The sequence below is a fragment of the Spongiactinospora sp. 9N601 genome, assembly GCF_044326295.1.
Classification (GTDB): Bacteria; Actinomycetota; Actinomycetes; order Streptosporangiales; family Streptosporangiaceae; genus Spongiactinospora; species Spongiactinospora gelatinilytica.
Window position 1 is genome coordinate 149555 of record NZ_JBIRBB010000006.1, and the last position, 14972, is coordinate 164526.

14 protein-coding genes are annotated in these 14972 nt (G+C 72.0%); all 14 read right to left on the reverse strand.

The window, feature by feature from the left end; all coding sequences use genetic code 11:
• Window positions 1-15 precede the first annotated feature (15 nt).
• Window positions 16-1215, reverse strand: coding sequence for an MFS transporter (locus ACH34R_RS15705; RefSeq protein ID WP_397562147.1), 1200 nt, complete (start codon window positions 1213-1215; stop codon window positions 16-18).
• Entirely contained in the window at window positions 1208-2191 is a 984-nt protein-coding gene (locus ACH34R_RS15710; protein WP_397562148.1) for an LLM class flavin-dependent oxidoreductase, read from the reverse strand. Before ACH34R_RS15710 ends, ACH34R_RS15705 begins: the two co-directional genes overlap by 8 nt.
• Window positions 2192-2225: 34 nt before the next feature.
• On the reverse strand, window positions 2226-2441 hold the full coding sequence (locus tag ACH34R_RS15715) for an acyl-CoA carboxylase subunit epsilon (protein WP_397562149.1): 216 nt from the start codon (window positions 2439-2441) through the stop codon (window positions 2226-2228).
• 34 nt (window positions 2442-2475) lie between these two features.
• Complete coding sequence (locus ACH34R_RS15720) at window positions 2476-4056, reverse strand: acyl-CoA carboxylase subunit beta (protein ID WP_397562150.1); 1581 nt, start codon at window positions 4054-4056, stop codon at window positions 2476-2478.
• 54 nt (window positions 4057-4110) lie between these two features.
• Window positions 4111-6153, reverse strand: coding sequence for an SDR family oxidoreductase (locus ACH34R_RS15725; RefSeq protein WP_397562151.1), 2043 nt, complete (start codon window positions 6151-6153; stop codon window positions 4111-4113).
• Window positions 6154-6156: 3 nt separating this feature from the next.
• Complete coding sequence (locus tag ACH34R_RS15730; RefSeq protein WP_397562152.1) at window positions 6157-7104, reverse strand: aromatase/cyclase; 948 nt, start codon at window positions 7102-7104, stop codon at window positions 6157-6159.
• Between the two features lie 13 nt (window positions 7105-7117).
• Window positions 7118-7924 carry an SDR family NAD(P)-dependent oxidoreductase gene (locus ACH34R_RS15735; protein ID WP_397562153.1) on the reverse strand — a complete coding sequence of 269 codons (807 nt, stop codon included), beginning with the start codon at window positions 7922-7924 and terminating at the stop codon, window positions 7118-7120.
• Between the two features lie 22 nt (window positions 7925-7946).
• Window positions 7947-8207, reverse strand: a complete 261-nt coding sequence (locus ACH34R_RS15740) for an acyl carrier protein (RefSeq protein ID WP_111165173.1) — start codon at window positions 8205-8207, stop codon at window positions 7947-7949.
• 19 nt (window positions 8208-8226) lie between these two features.
• Entirely contained in the window at window positions 8227-9462 is a 1236-nt protein-coding gene (locus ACH34R_RS15745) for a ketosynthase chain-length factor (RefSeq protein ID WP_397562154.1), read from the reverse strand.
• Window positions 9459-10739 (reverse strand): beta-ketoacyl-[acyl-carrier-protein] synthase family protein, encoded by a 1281-nt coding sequence (locus ACH34R_RS15750; RefSeq protein WP_397562155.1) that lies wholly within the window; start codon window positions 10737-10739, stop codon window positions 9459-9461. The genes ACH34R_RS15745 and ACH34R_RS15750 overlap by 4 nt, the downstream gene beginning before the upstream one ends.
• Complete coding sequence (locus tag ACH34R_RS15755) at window positions 10736-11062, reverse strand: TcmI family type II polyketide cyclase (protein ID WP_397562156.1); 327 nt, start codon at window positions 11060-11062, stop codon at window positions 10736-10738. The genes ACH34R_RS15750 and ACH34R_RS15755 overlap by 4 nt, the downstream gene beginning before the upstream one ends.
• Before the next feature lie 18 nt (window positions 11063-11080).
• Window positions 11081-12541 (reverse strand): FAD-dependent monooxygenase, encoded by a 1461-nt coding sequence (locus ACH34R_RS15760; RefSeq protein WP_397562157.1) that lies wholly within the window; start codon window positions 12539-12541, stop codon window positions 11081-11083.
• Between the two features lie 61 nt (window positions 12542-12602).
• Entirely contained in the window at window positions 12603-13028 is a 426-nt protein-coding gene (locus ACH34R_RS15765; RefSeq protein WP_397562158.1) for a MarR family winged helix-turn-helix transcriptional regulator, read from the reverse strand.
• Window positions 13029-13235: 207 nt separating this feature from the next.
• Window positions 13236-14561 (reverse strand): response regulator transcription factor, encoded by a 1326-nt coding sequence (locus ACH34R_RS15770; protein ID WP_397562159.1) that lies wholly within the window; start codon window positions 14559-14561, stop codon window positions 13236-13238.
• Window positions 14562-14972: the final 411 nt, after the last annotated feature.

The window sequence follows — 14972 nt, forward strand, 5'->3', positions numbered from 1 at the left end:
CCGGCCCGGCCGTCCTCACGCACCCGCTTCGCCGGAGCGGGTGCGCAGGCCGGTCGCCGCGACCGCGACCCCGATGGCGCCGAGCACCGAGACGGCCAGCAACGCCGGCCGCGCACCGCCCGGGGCGTCCAGCAGGGCGGCGACCAGCGGCAGCATCACGACACTGCCGATCTGGACCCCCGTCTGGTAGACGGGCACCGCCGCGCGCCGCAGGTCGGCGGCGACGCTCTGCGTCGCCCGCATGTTCAAGGCGGCGAACGCCACGACGAACGACGCCCCGACCAGGAGCAGCGACGGCAGCACGTCGCCGGCGTAGGAGCCGCCGCCGGAACGCGCCAGCGCGAGCGGCCCGGCCGCGAACGCGAGCAGCGCCCCGAGCGCGATCGGCCGCGACGTGCCGAACCGCTGGACGAGCCGCCCCGCGAACGGAAGGGAGAGCACCAGCGGCAGGCAGGCGGGCAGCAGGGCGAGCGCGACCTGCCACGCCCGCCATCCCATACCCCCGCTCAGCGTGAACGTCACCACCAGCAGCAGGCCGATGTAGACGCCGTTCAGGATGCCCGCGCCCGCCACCGCGCGCATCAAGGGCCCGTTGCGCAGCAGTGCGAGGCCGGACTTCGGGGGTGGCGCGCCTTCGACGTCCGGTATGAGGCGCCGCCCCGCCACCAGCAGCGCCAGCGCCACCGGAACCGGGAACAGGAACGTCCAGCGCCAGGTGTCGGCGACCAGAAGGCCGGACAGCACCAGCCCCAGGCTGAAACCGGACGCCCCGAACATCGAGTAGACCGACACCGCCCTGCGCTGCCGCGGACCGGACGGGAACGTCTCACCGATCAGCGCCAGCCCGGCGGGCGCGGTCAGCGCCGCGCAGGCCCCCTTGACCACCCGGGAGCCCACGAGGACCGCCATGTTCGTGCTCAGCCCGCCGACGAGGGAGGCGGCGGCGAACACCAGCATCGCGATGAGATAGACCCTGCGCAGTCCCCACAGGGCGACCAGCCGTGGCCCGAGCGTGAGGCTCACCGCGAACCCGAGGGCGAACCCGCTCATCAGCCACTGCACCCCCCACGGGCCCAGCCCGAGATCTGCGCCGATGGCCGGCAACGCCACCAGCACCAGCGAGACCTCGATCGCGTCGAGCAGCATGTTCCCGGAAAGGACGAACAACAGCGGCCGGCCGCCACGCCGGACCGTCGCGCTCCCGGCGCTATCCACCCGTGGCCGCCTTCTCCAGCAGATCCGGAAGCCGCTCGCAGATCAGCTCGATGTTCCTGGCCACCAGGTCGTCGGGCATGCCCGCGACGCTCGCCCAGAAGATGAGGTGCCGCACGGGCAGCCCGCGGATCTTCTGGTGGATGCGCGCCGCCGCGTCCTCCGGGGTGAGGATCTCCAGCATGGCCCACGATCCGTCGGCCGGCCGGTCGGGGAAGTCCTCGGCGCGCAGCGTCGGCGGCTGCGGCCGGTCGGTGCCCGCCGCCCAGGTCCGCCGATAGGTGTTCTTCTGATGGGCCAGGTGGGGGGCGACGCGGGGCCAGGCGGCCTCGGGGTCGTCGGAGAGGATCACCGGCAGCAGGTCCGACACCCGCGCCGTGGCCGGATCGTGCCCGCCCTCGATCAGGCCGGCGCGGTAGTGCTCGAACATCTCGGGGGAGATGTGCAGCAGGCCCAGGCCGAGGCGGCCCGCGATGCCCGCGCCGCGCGGCCCGTAGAACCCGCCCCACACGGGCGGCGGCTGCTGCAGCGGCGGCGGGGTGACCCCCGCCTCCCGCCACAGCCGCAGGACCTCGCCGATGTTCCGTTCGACGTTGCGGAACCGCCGTCCGTGGTCGGCGTCGAAGAGCGCGTACTCCAGGGCCCCGTAACCCGCGCCGAAGCCGAGTTCCAGCCGGCCGCCGCTGATGAGGTCCACGACGGCGGCCTCCTCGGCGATCTGCGCCGGATGGCGCAGGTTCGGCAGCATCACCGCGGTGCCGATCCGGGCCTTGGCGGTGCGCGCCGCCGCGGCGGCGGCCATGGTCAGCGGCTGCGGCAGGTAGCCGTCCTCGAACAGGTGGTGCTCGGTGAACCAGAGGCCGCCCACCCCGCGCCGGTCGGCCTCTTCGCACAGCTCCAGGGAGCGCGCGTAGTGGTAGGCCCAGGGACGTTGCCAGGGCTCCGGGTTGCGCATGTCGAAGAGCAGTCCGACTTCCATGATCAGTCTCCGTTCGTGGGGGGCGGGCCCGTGTTCAGGCGGCCTGGGCCTGCCAGCTCCGCGGCCCTCGGTAGGCGGGGATCGGTTCGGGACGCCGCCATGGCGCCGGGGCGGCCGATCGCCACGGCCCCGGTCGTCGCCGCGCCGCGTTCCGCCGGCGCAGCAGGACCGCGGTGACCACGGCGAGTTCCACCGGGTCCAGCGCGCCCCGCTCCACGCGCAGCAGCGGTATGTCCGTGTGCTCCCTCATCGCTCTGATCGCTCCCCTCGCATTGGTGGCGGTCTCATTGCGGCGGATTGCCGTGCTTGCGGTGCGGGAGGGCGGCGTCCTTGTGCCGGAGCATGGCGAACGCCCGGACCAGCACGGCACGGGTCTCCGCCGGGTCGATCACGTCGTCCACCAGTCCGTGCTCCGCCGCGTAGTAGGGGTGGACCAGCCGCTCGCGGTACTCCTCGATCTTCCGCGCGCGGGTGGCGGCCGGGTCTTCGGCCGCCGCGATCTCCCTGCGGAAGATCACGTCGGCGGCGGCGTCGGCGCCCATCACCGCGATCTCGTTGCCCGGCCACACCAGCGCCAGGTCCGCGCCGATCGACCGCGAGTCCATCACGATGTACGCCCCGCCGTACGCCTTGCGCAACACCACCGACACCCGCGGAACCGTGGCGTTGCAGTAGGCGTACAGCAGCTTCGCGCCGCGCCTGATGATGCCGTCGTGCTCCTGCCGCACCCCCGGCAGGAACCCGGGCACGTCCACGAGGGTCAGCAGCGGGATGGTGAAGGCATCGCAGAACTGGACGAACCGCGCCCCCTTCTCGCTGGCCTCGATGTCCAGGACGCCGGCCAGCATCGCCGGCTGGCTCGCCACCACGCCGACCACGTGCCCGTCCAGCCGGGCGAACGCGCACACCAGGTTGCGCGCCCAGTCGGCGTGCACCTCCAGCAGCTCCCCGTCATCGACGATCTCCGCGATGACCTCGCGCACGTCGTAGGAGCGGTTGCCGTCCAGCGGCACCAGGTCGCGGACGCCGTCCAGCCGCCGGTCCGGCGGGTCGGCGGCGGGCACGACCGGCGGCAGCTCGCGGTTGTTGGCCGGCAGCATGGACAGCAGGTACCGAACCTCCGCCAGGCAGGTCTCCTCGTCGTCGTAGACGAAGTGCGCGGTGCCGGAGACCCCGCCGTGCACGTCGGCCCCGCCCAGGCCCTCGTGCGTCACCTCCTCCCCGGTCACCGCCGCGACCACGTCCGGGCCGGTGATGAACATCTGCGAAGTGCCGCGGACCGCGAAGACGAAGTCGGTGAGCGCGGGGGAGTAGGCGGCGCCGCCCGCGCACGGGCCGAGCATCACGCTGATCTGCGGGATGACACCGGACGCCCGCGTGTTGCGCTGGAAGATGCCGCCGTACCCGGCGAGGGCGGAGACGCCCTCCTGGATGCGCGCGCCCGCGCCGTCGTTCAGCGAGACCAGGGGGGCGCCCGCCGCTAGCGCCATGTCCATGATCTTGTGGATCTTCCCGGCGTGCGCCTCCCCGAGCGCGCCGCCGAAGACACGGAAGTCATGGGCGTAGACGAACACGGTCCTGCCGTTCACCTGGCCCCAGCCGGTGACCACGCCGTCGCTGTGCGGGCGTCTGGCCTCCAGCCCGAACCCCGTCGCCCGATGCCGGCGCAGCGATTCCACCTCGGTGAAGGTGCCCGGGTCGAGCAGCAGGTCAATGCGTTCGTAGGCGGTCAGCTTGCCCTTGGCGTGCTGGCGTTCGGTCGCCGCGGCGTCGGGCCCCTGTTGGATTTGCCGCTTCAGCTCCCGTAACTCCTCGATCCGGCCGGCGAGGCCGGCCGGTTCCGGCTCCGCTGCCGGTGCGGTCATCGTTTCCTGTGCCGTGGTCATGGACCCCGTTACTCCCGAAGATGCCGATTGGTTTCAGCCGAGCAGCGTGCCGCCGCTGGCGTCGACGAACGTCCCGGTGACCCACCTGGCCTCGTCCGTGGCCAGGAAGCGGATCACGTCGGCGACGTCCTCCGCCTGGCCGACCCGCTTGAACGCCGACAGCTGGGCCATCTGCTGCACCGCCTCGGGGACGTCGAAGATCGCGCTGCCGTTGTCGGTGATGCCGGGCGCCACGGTGTTGACCGTGATGCCGCGCGGGGCGAGATGGCGGGCGAAGTGCAGGGTGATCTGCTCGATGGCGCCCTTGGTCATCGAGTACGCCACCTGTTCGGGGTTGGCCAGCCGGGTCAGCCCCGACGAGACGTTGATGATCCGCCCGCCGTCGGGCAGCAGCGGCAGGGCACGCTGCACGATGAAGAACGGGGCCTTGACGTTGACGGCGTAGAGCCGGTCGAGGTCCTCGGGGGTGACGTCCTCCGGCATCTGGCCCGCGGGCGTGGTGATGGCCGCGTTGTTGACCAGGATGTTCAGCACGACCTCACCGGTGCGGGCCTTCAGCTCCTGCTCCAGCCCGAGGAACAGCTCGTGGACGTCGCCGGGCACGCCGAGTTCGGCCCGCACGCTGAAGGCCCGCCCGCCGTCCTGCTCGATCAGGCGGACGGTCTCCTCCGCCGCGTCCCGCTGGGTGGCGTAGTGCACGGCGACCAGGGCGCCCTCCTCGGCCAGCCGTCGCGCGACGGCCCGGCCGATGCCCCGGCTCGACCCGGTGACCAGCGCGGTCTTGTTCTCCAGCCGTTCCATCCTGCCCTTCCTCCCTTGTGATGCGGTTCGCTCGCGTACCGGCGGGACCGGGGCCGGGGGCTGCGGAGCACCCGTCCGGCGGCCGATGGCCCAGGCGGCGGGCTCGCCGACCTGGCTGATCACGCGGGCCACGGCCCGCCGGACCGGGCCGGATTCCAGCAGCCCGGTGAAGACCTCCCGAAGCGGTTCCACGTCCTTTCCTCCAAGCAGCAGCAGCGACTGGACCCGGATGTTGGTGAGCGTGCGGACCCCGACGGCGTGCCGCCGTTCGTGGTAGCCGTCGAGGGCGTCCTCACCGACCCGGCCGGCCACCCGGCCGGCCAGCGGCCCGCTGAGGTCGGCCGCGTCCTGAAGCCCCAGGTTGAGCGCCTGGCCGCCGACCGGCATCTGTACGTGGGCGGCATCGCCCGCGAGCAGGACCCGGCCCCTGCGGTACTGCGTCACCTGCCTGCTGGCGTCGTCGAACGCGTTGAGCCACAGCGGCGTGCCACCTTCGATCCGCTCTCCGGTCACCTCGGCCCAGGCCGCCGCGACCTCCTCGAACGCCGGAGGCGCGAGGCGCGCCCGGGGCCGGGCCCCGTACACGTGGACCATGACCCGGGTGCTGCCGTCGGGCCAGCGGTGCGCGGTGGCCAGCCCCTTCGGCAGCCGTTCGAAGCGCCGGTCCGGGACCTCGATGCCCGCGACGTCGGCGCGCAGCATCTCGCGTCCGGCGTCGGTACCGGCGAACTGGAAGCCCGCCAGCCCCCGGACCGCGGACCGTTCGCCGTCACAGCCCACCAGGTAGCAGGCGGTCAGAGCGCGTCCGGTCCCGTCGGCCGAGCGGATCTCGGCCGAGACGTGATCGCCGTGGTCGCGCAGGCCGGCCAGCCGCCATCCGCGCAGCAGGGCGGTCCCCGCCTCCATCGCCCGCTCCTGGAGCACCGCCTCCAGCCGGGTCTGGGGGCATTTCCACTGCCCGGCGTACGGGTGGCCGGGGTCGGCCTCGGTCAGGTCGAGCCGGATGCCGCCGAAGTGCCCGGGACCGCCTCCGGGCAGTTCGCCGAGCCGGGCGAGGACGCCCCGTTCGGCGAGCAGTTCCATGGTGCGGGTGTGCAGGGTGGACGCCCTGGACTCGGTCATGGGCTCGGTGAGCTGCTCCACCAGCGTGGTGCGCACCCCCTGCTCCGCCAGATCGCCCGCGAGCAGCAGCCCGACGGGTCCGGCGCCGATGACGAGCACGTCGGCATCGAGCGCGCCGGACCTCCGGGCGGCCGGGGTAGCCGTGTCCGCCATGACTCAGCGCCGGGCTTCCGCGTAATCCTTGGCGAGCCCCAGCGTCGCCCGGCTGTTGCCGCCGAGCGCCTCGCGGATGAACGAGCGGGCTTCCGCGACACCGGCGTCCGCGCCGAGGACATCGGTGATCCGCTTCGGGTCGATCACGACGGTGTGCTGGGAACTGGCCCTGGCGGCGCCGTCGCCCGTCTCCTCGAACTCCCAGTAGCCCGTGTGCAGCCTCATCAGGGCCGGCAGCGTGGTCTGCTTGTAGACGATGCGGTGGTGGGGGAAGCACACCCGGACCGACTCGGTGGTGTGCGAGGAGCCGTCCTTGGTGAGGGTGTCCATCCGCAGCACCTGGAGTCCCGGGGTGTCCTCGGTGAGCCGCACGGTGGCGACGTGCGGCAGCCGCTCCCGCCACCGGCCGGCCTCGTTGACGAAGTCGTAGAGGTCCTTGGCCGAGCCGGAGACCTCGACGGAGTCGACGAAGGACAGCGTGAGCGGGTCTTCCCCGGCCGCCTCCTCCAGCGCGGCCTTGACCGCGGGAAGTTCCTCGCTGCTGTTGCGGTCGACGGCCTGGTCGATCCAGGCCAGCCCCTCGGGGTCGTCGTCGATGGCCCGGTACCGGTGCAGCAGGCGCAGCCTGGTCTCCTGCGGGCCCGCCGGCTCGATGAGCCAGGCACCGGTCATCTCCGCCACGGGGGGCGAGGAGACCTCCTGCCAGAAGTCGATGCGCTTGTCCTGCGGGAAGAGCCTGCGGCGCGAGGTCCAGCTCTTGGCCTCCCCGTTGGCGGTGGCCCAGATCCGGATGCGCTCCTCGCGTTCGCCGCGCTCCAGGTACTCCACATGGACCGAGGGCGGGAACAGGCGCGGCCAGTTCTCGACTTCGGCGAGCAGGCGGTAGACCTCCTCGGCGCTCGCCCGCACCGTGACCTCGTGCTCGACCTCTCGTCCCGGCTGTTGCGACACTGTCGTGCTCCTCTCAGAAGTTGCCCAGCCCGCCGCAGACGTTGAGCGCCTGCGCGGTGATGGAGGCCGCGGTGTCGGAGGCGAGGTAGCCGACCAGGCCCGCCACCTCCTGAGGGGTGGAGTAGCGGCCGAGCGGGATCTTGGCCTGGAAGCGCTCCAGGATCGCCTCTTCGGTGGTGGAGTACGCGTCGGCGTAGCCCTGCCGGACCCGCTGCGCCATCGGGGTCTCGACGTAACCCGGGCAGACCGCGTTGACCGTGATCCCGGTCGGCGCCAGCTCGTTGCCCAGCGCCTTGGTGAACCCGACGACGCCGTGCTTGGAGGCCGAGTACGGCGCCCCCAGCACCACGCCCTGCTTGCCCGCCGTGGAGGCGATGTTGATGATCCGGCCACGGGACTTCCGCCGCATCCCACCGGCGTTCAGCACCTCGCGGGTCACCACGAACACGCTGGTCAGGTTGGTGGCGATGACGTCGTCCCACAGGGGGTCGCCGATGTCGGCGGTCACTCCGCCGCCGCTGCGGCCGGCGTTGTTGACCAGCACGTCGATGGTGTCGAACCGGGTCACCGCGGCCTGCACGAGGCGGGCCACGTCCTCCTTGGACCGCACGTCGGCCACGGTGCCGTCCACGTCGAACCCCTCGTTCTGGAGGGCCTTGACGGAGTCGGCGAGCGCTTCCTCGCCGCGCGCGCAGATGAACACCCGGTGGCCCTGGCTCGCGAGCAGCCGGGCACTGGCCAGGCCGATTCCGCTGGTGCCGCCGGTGACCAGGGCGACCCGGCCGGCGGATTGCGTGGTGGTTGCGGTGTTGACGGACATCAAGGCTCCTCGGCGGGTGCGTTCACGCGGCGGGCAGGTGGGTGTTGACGAGGTCGATCAGCTCGCGGGGGGTCTGGGCCTCCCCGAGCGCGTCCTCGTCCAGGCTGATTCCGTGGTGGCGTTCGATGCGGCTGGCGGTCTCCAGCAGCGCCAGGGACTCGTACCCGAGGTCGTCGAACGAGGTGTCGATGATGTCCCCGTCGAGGTCGACGCCCTCGTCCGTGCCGGCCGCCTGGCGCAGGACGGTCTTGAGATCGTCCAGCGTGAACTGGTTTCCGGGCATGTGCGGTCCTTTCGTCTCGTCAGTGGTCCGCCGCGGCGGAGGGATCGACGGCCCGCACGACCATGGCGGAGTTGAGCCCGCCGTGGCCGCGCGCGATGACCAGGACGTGGCGCAGCGCCGCCGCCCGCGGGGCGCCGGTGACCAGGTCGAGGTCGTAGGCGGGGGAGGGCCGGGTGTTGACCGTCGGGGGGATGACCCCGTCGCGCATGGCCAGGCACGCGGCGGCGAGGTCCAGCGGGGCCGCCCCGGAGTACAGGCGGCCGGTCATCGTCTTCGGGGCGGTCACCGGTACGGCGGACGGCCCGAACACCTTGGCGATGGCCTCCGCCTCGACCCGGTCGAGTTCCGGGATGGCGGCGGCGTCGGCGAAGACCGCCCCGATGTCCGCGGGCTCCACCCCGGAGTCGGCGAGCGCCCCCTCGATGGCGGCCTGCAACGTCGGTTCCCGGCCGCTGTCCCGCCGGGGATCGGTGGTGGCCGCGTACCCGGCGATCTCGCCGTAGACCCGCGCGCCGCGCGCGCGGGCATGCCCGGCGTCCTCCAGTACCAGTAGCGCGCCGCCCTCGCCGGGGACGTGCCCGGTCGCGTCGTCGTCGAACGGCAGGTACGCCCGCTCGGCGTCGTCCCTGGTGCTGAGCCGGCCGCTGGTGAGCTGGGCGACCCACCCCCACGGGCAGATCGAGGCGTCGACCGCGCCGCTGATCACCATGGCGGTCCCCTTGCGGATCTGCCGGCGCGCCTGCGCGACCGCGTCGAGGCCGCCCGCCTGGTCGCTGACCACGACGCTGCTCGGTCCGCGCAGCCCGTGGCGGATGGAGATCTGGCCGCTGTTGACCGCGTAGAACCAGGCGAACGACTGGTAGGCGCTGACGTACTGGCCGCCCTTGCTCCACAGCGCGCGCAGCTCGTTCTGCCCGAACTCGAACCCGCCGGAGTGGCTCGCCGTGATCACCCCGACGTCGAACTCCGGCAGGTCCGCCGGATTCACGCCCGCGTCGGCGAACGCCCGGTCGGCGGTGGCCAGCGCGAGCCGCGTCATCCGGTCGGTCTGCGGCAGCAGCCTGCTGGGAAGGTGGTCCTCGGCGACGAAACCGGTGATCTCACCCGCCAGCCGGGCCGGGTAGGAGGAGGCGTCGAAACGGGTCACCGGCCCGATGGCGCCGCGCCCGGCCAGCGTGGCCGCCCAGTACTCGGCCACCGACAGCCCGGTGGGAGCCGCCACGCCGAGCCCGGTGACCCAGGTCGCGGTGGTCATGTGCCGCTCCGCCCGGGTGGCGCCAGCACGATCGCGCTCTGGAACCCGCCGAACCCGCTGCCGACCGACAACACCGCGTCCACCGGCAGCTCCCTGGCGGTCAGCGGCACGTAGTCCAGGTCGCACTCGGGGTCCGGCCGGTGCAGATTGGCCGTCGGCGGCACCACGTTGTGCGTCATCGCCAGGATGGAGGCGGCGATCTCGATCGACCCGATGGCGCCCAGCGAATGCCCGACCATCGACTTGATGGAGCTGACCGGCGTGCGGTAGGCGTGCTCGCCGAGGCTGCGCTTGAACGCGGCGGTCTCGTGCCGGTCGTTCTGCTTGGTGCCCGAGCCGTGCGCGTTGATGTAGTCGATGTCCTCGGGCGCGAGCCGGGCCGCCTCCAGCGCGACGCGGATGGCCTCGGCCATTTCCCTGCCGTCCGGCCGGAGGCCGGTCATGTGGAAGGCGTTGGACCGTGTGGCGAACCCGGCCACCTCGGCGTAGATCCTCGCTCCGCGCGCCTGGGCGCTCGCCAGGTCCTCCAGCACGAACATGGCCGCCCCCTCGCCCAGCACGAACCCGTTGCGGCTGGCGTCGAACGGGCGGGAGGCGTGCTCGGGGTCATCGTTGCGCGGGGTCGTCGCCTTGATCGCATCGAAGCAGGCCAGTGTGATGGGAGAGATGGGCGCGTCGGTCGCCCCGGCCACCAGTACGTCGGCCGAGCCCTCCCGGATGAGGTCGGCTGCGTAGCCGATCGCGTCCAGCCCGGAGGTGCAGCCGGTGGAGATCACCGTGGTGGGCCCCTCCGCGCCCACGGCCCAGGCGACCTCGGTCGCGAACGAGCTGGGCACCATGTAGTTGTAGAGGTGCGGCACCGCGTAGGTGTGGTCGACCAGTTCCAGCCGGCCGCCGTCGCTGACGGTCCGGTACTCCTGGTCCAGCCCCATGGTCGCGCCCACCGCGCTGCCCACGGTCACGCCCATGCGGTGGGGCGGCAGCCCCGCGAAGTCGAGCCCGCTGTCGGCCACCGCCTCGCGTGCGGTGACCACGGCGAACTGCGCCGCGCGGTCCATCCGCCGGATCTCCTGCGGGGTCAGCCCGGACAGCCCGGCGTCGAAGTCGGCCTCGGCCGCGACCTGTGAGCGAAAGGGCGACGGGTCGAAGAAGGAGATCCGGCGCGTGGCGGTACGCCCGTCCGTGAGCAGCTTCCAGAACTCCTTGACCCCCTGGCCGCCCGGCGCGGTCACCCCGACCCCGGTGATCACCGGACGGCGGGGGAGCGAGCCGCTCATCCCGCGCTCCAGGCGTAGAACCGGCGGGCCATGGCGTCTTTGGGGGAGCGCCAGGTCGCAGGGTCGTAGGCGGCGATGTAGGGCTTGAGGTCCTCGCTGATCCGGACGAACCGCGGGTCGGTCTTCGCCTCTTCGATCAGCGCGCCGCCATTGTCCTCGTCGAAGTCCTGGAGGTGGAAGTACAGGCCGTTGAACTCGAACAACTGCCGCCGCCGGGTCCCCATCCGGTCCGGCATGTCGGTCCGGTCGAAGTCGGCGAAGAGCTCGGACACCTTGTCCGCGGAGGAGGCGGCCATCTTCGCGACTATCAGTGTGCTGTGCATCGTTCCTCTTCTCGATCGTTATCGGCTCGGCCCGAACCAGCGGCCCAGAGCGGTGCGCAGATCGTCATCGGTTCCAGGGGCGGCCCAGGCGACATGGCCGTCGGGCCGCAGCAGCAGCGCGGTGGTGCCGGCCAGCGGGCCCTCCGCGTCGTCCGCGTGCGGCGTGGCCGTCACGATGTCGACCCGGTCGGCCCACGGGCGGGCACGCCGGCGCAGGACCCGGTTGCCGGTCAGGTCGAGCAGCACGCCCCGTCCGGTGCGCAGCAGCTCGCCGCCCGCGGTGCCGCGGCCGGCGTGCTCCAGGCCCAGGTGCGGCATGCGCGCGCCCAGCAGGGGGTGCCTGCCGCGGCCCACGTCGTAGGTGATGTCCAGGCCGCTGACGCGGGCGGCGAGCAGGCGCTGGGCCTCGGCGCCGCCGATCAGTTCGCCCAGGACGTCGCGGAGCGGCGCTGCTTCGTCGCCGCCGAGCAACAGCGCGCCCTGCGCGCGGGTGTTGGCCAAAAGCGCGCGGCCGACCGCGTGCCGCTCGGTGTGGTAGCTGTCCAGCAGCGACTCGGGGGCCCGCCCCCGTACCACGGAGGCCAGCTTCCAGCCCAGGTTCACCGAGTCCTGAATGCCGGTGTTCATGCCCTGCCCGCCGGCCGGCAGGTGGACGTGGGCCGCGTCTCCGGCCAGCAGTACCCGCCCCCGCCGGTATTCGGTGACCTGGCGGGCGGCGTCGCTGAACGCGCTGACCCACACCGGCTCCGCCGTGGAGATGTCCGACCCCGCCACCCGTTTCCAGACGTCGGCCACCTCGGTGAACTCCGGCGGGCCGGTCCGCGTCCGCGGCGGGGTCCCCCGCTCGCCGACGATGATCCGGTGTACACCGCCGGGCAGCCGGGCCACCATCGCCATGCCGGTCGAGGTCTGCGCCCCGGCCGTGCGCGGCTCCAGCTCAAGGCCGCGGATGTCGGCGAGGAAGAGTTCGGTGGTGGCGGACGTCCCGGGAAAGTCGAATCCGCCCACCCTGCGCACCGTGCTCTGCCCGCCGTCACAGCCGACCAGGTACCGGCTGCGCAGGGCCCCGCCGTCGCGCAGGGTGACGGTCACCCCGGCCCGGTCCTCCACGAAGCCGGTGCACTCCCGGCCGCGCCGGATGTCGGCGCCCAACTGGAGGGCCCAGCCCTCCAGCACCTCCTCGGTGGTGTTCTGCGGCACGTTGCGGGCCGCGCCGTGCGCCGAGCCGAGCAGCCCGAGGTCCAGGGGGAGACCGCCGAAGTGCCCGGCGTGGCTGGTCTGAAGGTCCCTGAACCGTGGCAGCAGCCCCCGCTGGTCGAACACCTCCATGGTGCGGATGGTGAACCCGATGGCGCGGGACTGCCCGGAGCGCTCGCCCAGCCGGTCCAGCACGATGACGTCGATACCGGCCAGGCGGAGCTCTCCGGCCAGCATCAGCCCGGCCGGTCCGGCGCCGACGACGATTACGGAAGCGTCCATGCGAACCTCCAGGGACGGCGGCTGAGCGTTTCGTGGAAACTGTCACGGGTACGGCGCGGAGTTACTCGCCCTCGATGTTGCGGGCGATCCGTTCCAGTACGTCGTTGGCGGCCAGGAATTCGCTTTCGCTGATTCCGGCGAGCGATTCGGCGGCGTGTGCGTTCACGATCGCCTCGGCCCGTTCGTGCGCCGCCACGCCGGCCTCGGTGAGCGTGTACGTCTCACCGGCGACGGCGACCCATCCGCGCGTGACGAATTCGTCGACGATCGGCCGGTACGACTTTTCACCATCGGCGGCCAGGAAGGGGTCGAAAGCGTCGTCCACTGCGGCGACCGTGTCCACGCCGATGCCGAGTGCGTGCAGGACCTGCCACTGCCTGCGGCTCAGCCGCTCGCCCGCGAGCGCGGAGCCGGTGGCGGCGTCGAAGAGCCGGTGCAGGTGCAGCAGCCAATAGCCGAGCCGCTTGGTCGTGTTCTGCTGGAGCATGGGAAACCTCTATTACCGCGACAAAGGGATTTATCGGTGAGTTCCCGAATCAACGCTTTGACTCTGACATGCGCCCGCAGAGGCCACAAGAGGCCGTGGGACAAACTACGGTAGGGCCGCAAGCATTCACCTGCGGGCAGCCGAAGGCTCCACCCGCGGCAATGGGCGGGTGGAGCCTTTTCGGATCGATATTAAGATGGTGCCGGCTTAGGAGACGGTGAGGCTCAGTGCCATGGAGAGTTCGGCCCGTCCGGAAATGCCGAGTTTGCGGTAGACGCTGGACAGATGGAACTCGACCGTGCGGACGGCCAGGAACAGCGTCTCGGCGATCTTGCGGTTGCTGTACCCGGCACGGGCCAGGTTGGCGACCCTCGCCTCCTGGGGGGTGAGGGCCTGGGAGGCGTGGCCGTCACCGGACCTGGCCAGCGCCGCGTCGGTCCGGGCCACCCAGTACGCGTTGCCGGAGCCGCGCGCGACCGCGGCTGCGGCGGTCAGGCCGGTCCGGCCGCCGGTCACGTTGCCCTGCTGGATCCGCAGCGCGCCAAGGTCGTAGAGCGCCTGGATCAGCGCGGCCCCCGCCTGGGCCAGGTACAACAGCTCCACGGCCTCCTCCAGCATGGCCGTGGACGCCTCGTCCCGGCGCGCCAGGGCGAGGGCGTGCAGCGCGACGCCGATGGAGCGCGGGGAACCCCACCGCCGGGCCGCGGCGAGTTCCTCTTCGGCCAGGACGCGTGCCAGGTCGCGGTGGTGTACCGCCAGCGCCCCCAGCGCGGCCCTGGACCGCCACGGGATCACCGCGGGGTTGGCGACGTTGAGCGACTTCAGCAGCCGGCCGCACTCCATGAAGTCATCGACGCCGAGCTGGAACTGGCCCGTGGCCAGGCGCAGGTTGCCCCGGGCGGCCAGGATGTGCGCGCGCTCGGCCGGCCCGCTGTTCAGCCGGCCCGTGAGCCCGTTGGCGAACAGCACCTCGTGCGCCTGGTCGAACTCCCCGACGCACACCAGCGCCTCGGTCAGCCAGGCCACCGCCAGGGTCCGGAGCGGCCCCGCGCCCATCTCGGCGAGCAGCGACCTGAACATCTCCGCGGCCAGGCCCATCGCCCGGGTCTCCAGGCCGACGCGGGCCCGCATCATGAGCAGCAACCCCCGGCGCAGCGGTGAGCGCGTCCACTCCTGATCGCGGGACAGCTCTTCACAGTAGTCGGTCACCGAGTCGAGGTCACCGGTGTAGAAGAGGGCCAGCAAGGTGAGCCACATGGCCTCCGCCGCCCGGTGCGGCTCGCGCGCGTTCCAGGCGGTCTCCACCTCGTCGAGTACGGCGCCGCGCATGCGCCGGCCGAGAGCGGCTATCTCGACGCGCCGCGCCGCCTCGCACATCGTCCGGCAGATCGAGCCGCCATTCGGGAAGGCGACCCCCGGCGTGTAGCCGGTCACCAACTCACCGCGACCGGCCACGCCACCTGCGTAGCCGACGTTCCCGTGGAGCCCAGAGCCGGAGAACTGCCGTTTCCCGCGCCCGTCCTCGTGTTTCACGATTGCGGCTGTTGTTCCTTGGTTCCTTCCGATCATGTTTTAGTGTCCCCATCAACTAGCTCAACGCGATGCGACCATTTGGAGACGGGGGCCCAGGACGGTCCAGGGCGGGTGGGCGCGTCTGATTATTGAAAAGGCTCACACGCGATAGAGGGATTCATCTCCTGGCGTGGTCCATGATCAACAAGTTAGATGACAGGACGCGGGCCGCCCACTTGAAGAGGCGATGAAGTGAGCGCCGCCCACCAGCCGGAATTCCTAACCCCCGTACGTCGCCGTCCCGCACTCCGAATGAGCCGGGGGCCGGCCTGAGGAAGCCTGCGACGAGATCCCTACTAAATTAGTAGTCTATCTACTGTGCCGAGATAATCAAGGGCCGTAAGGGCGGCCCGCACACGGCCAGAATAAGTG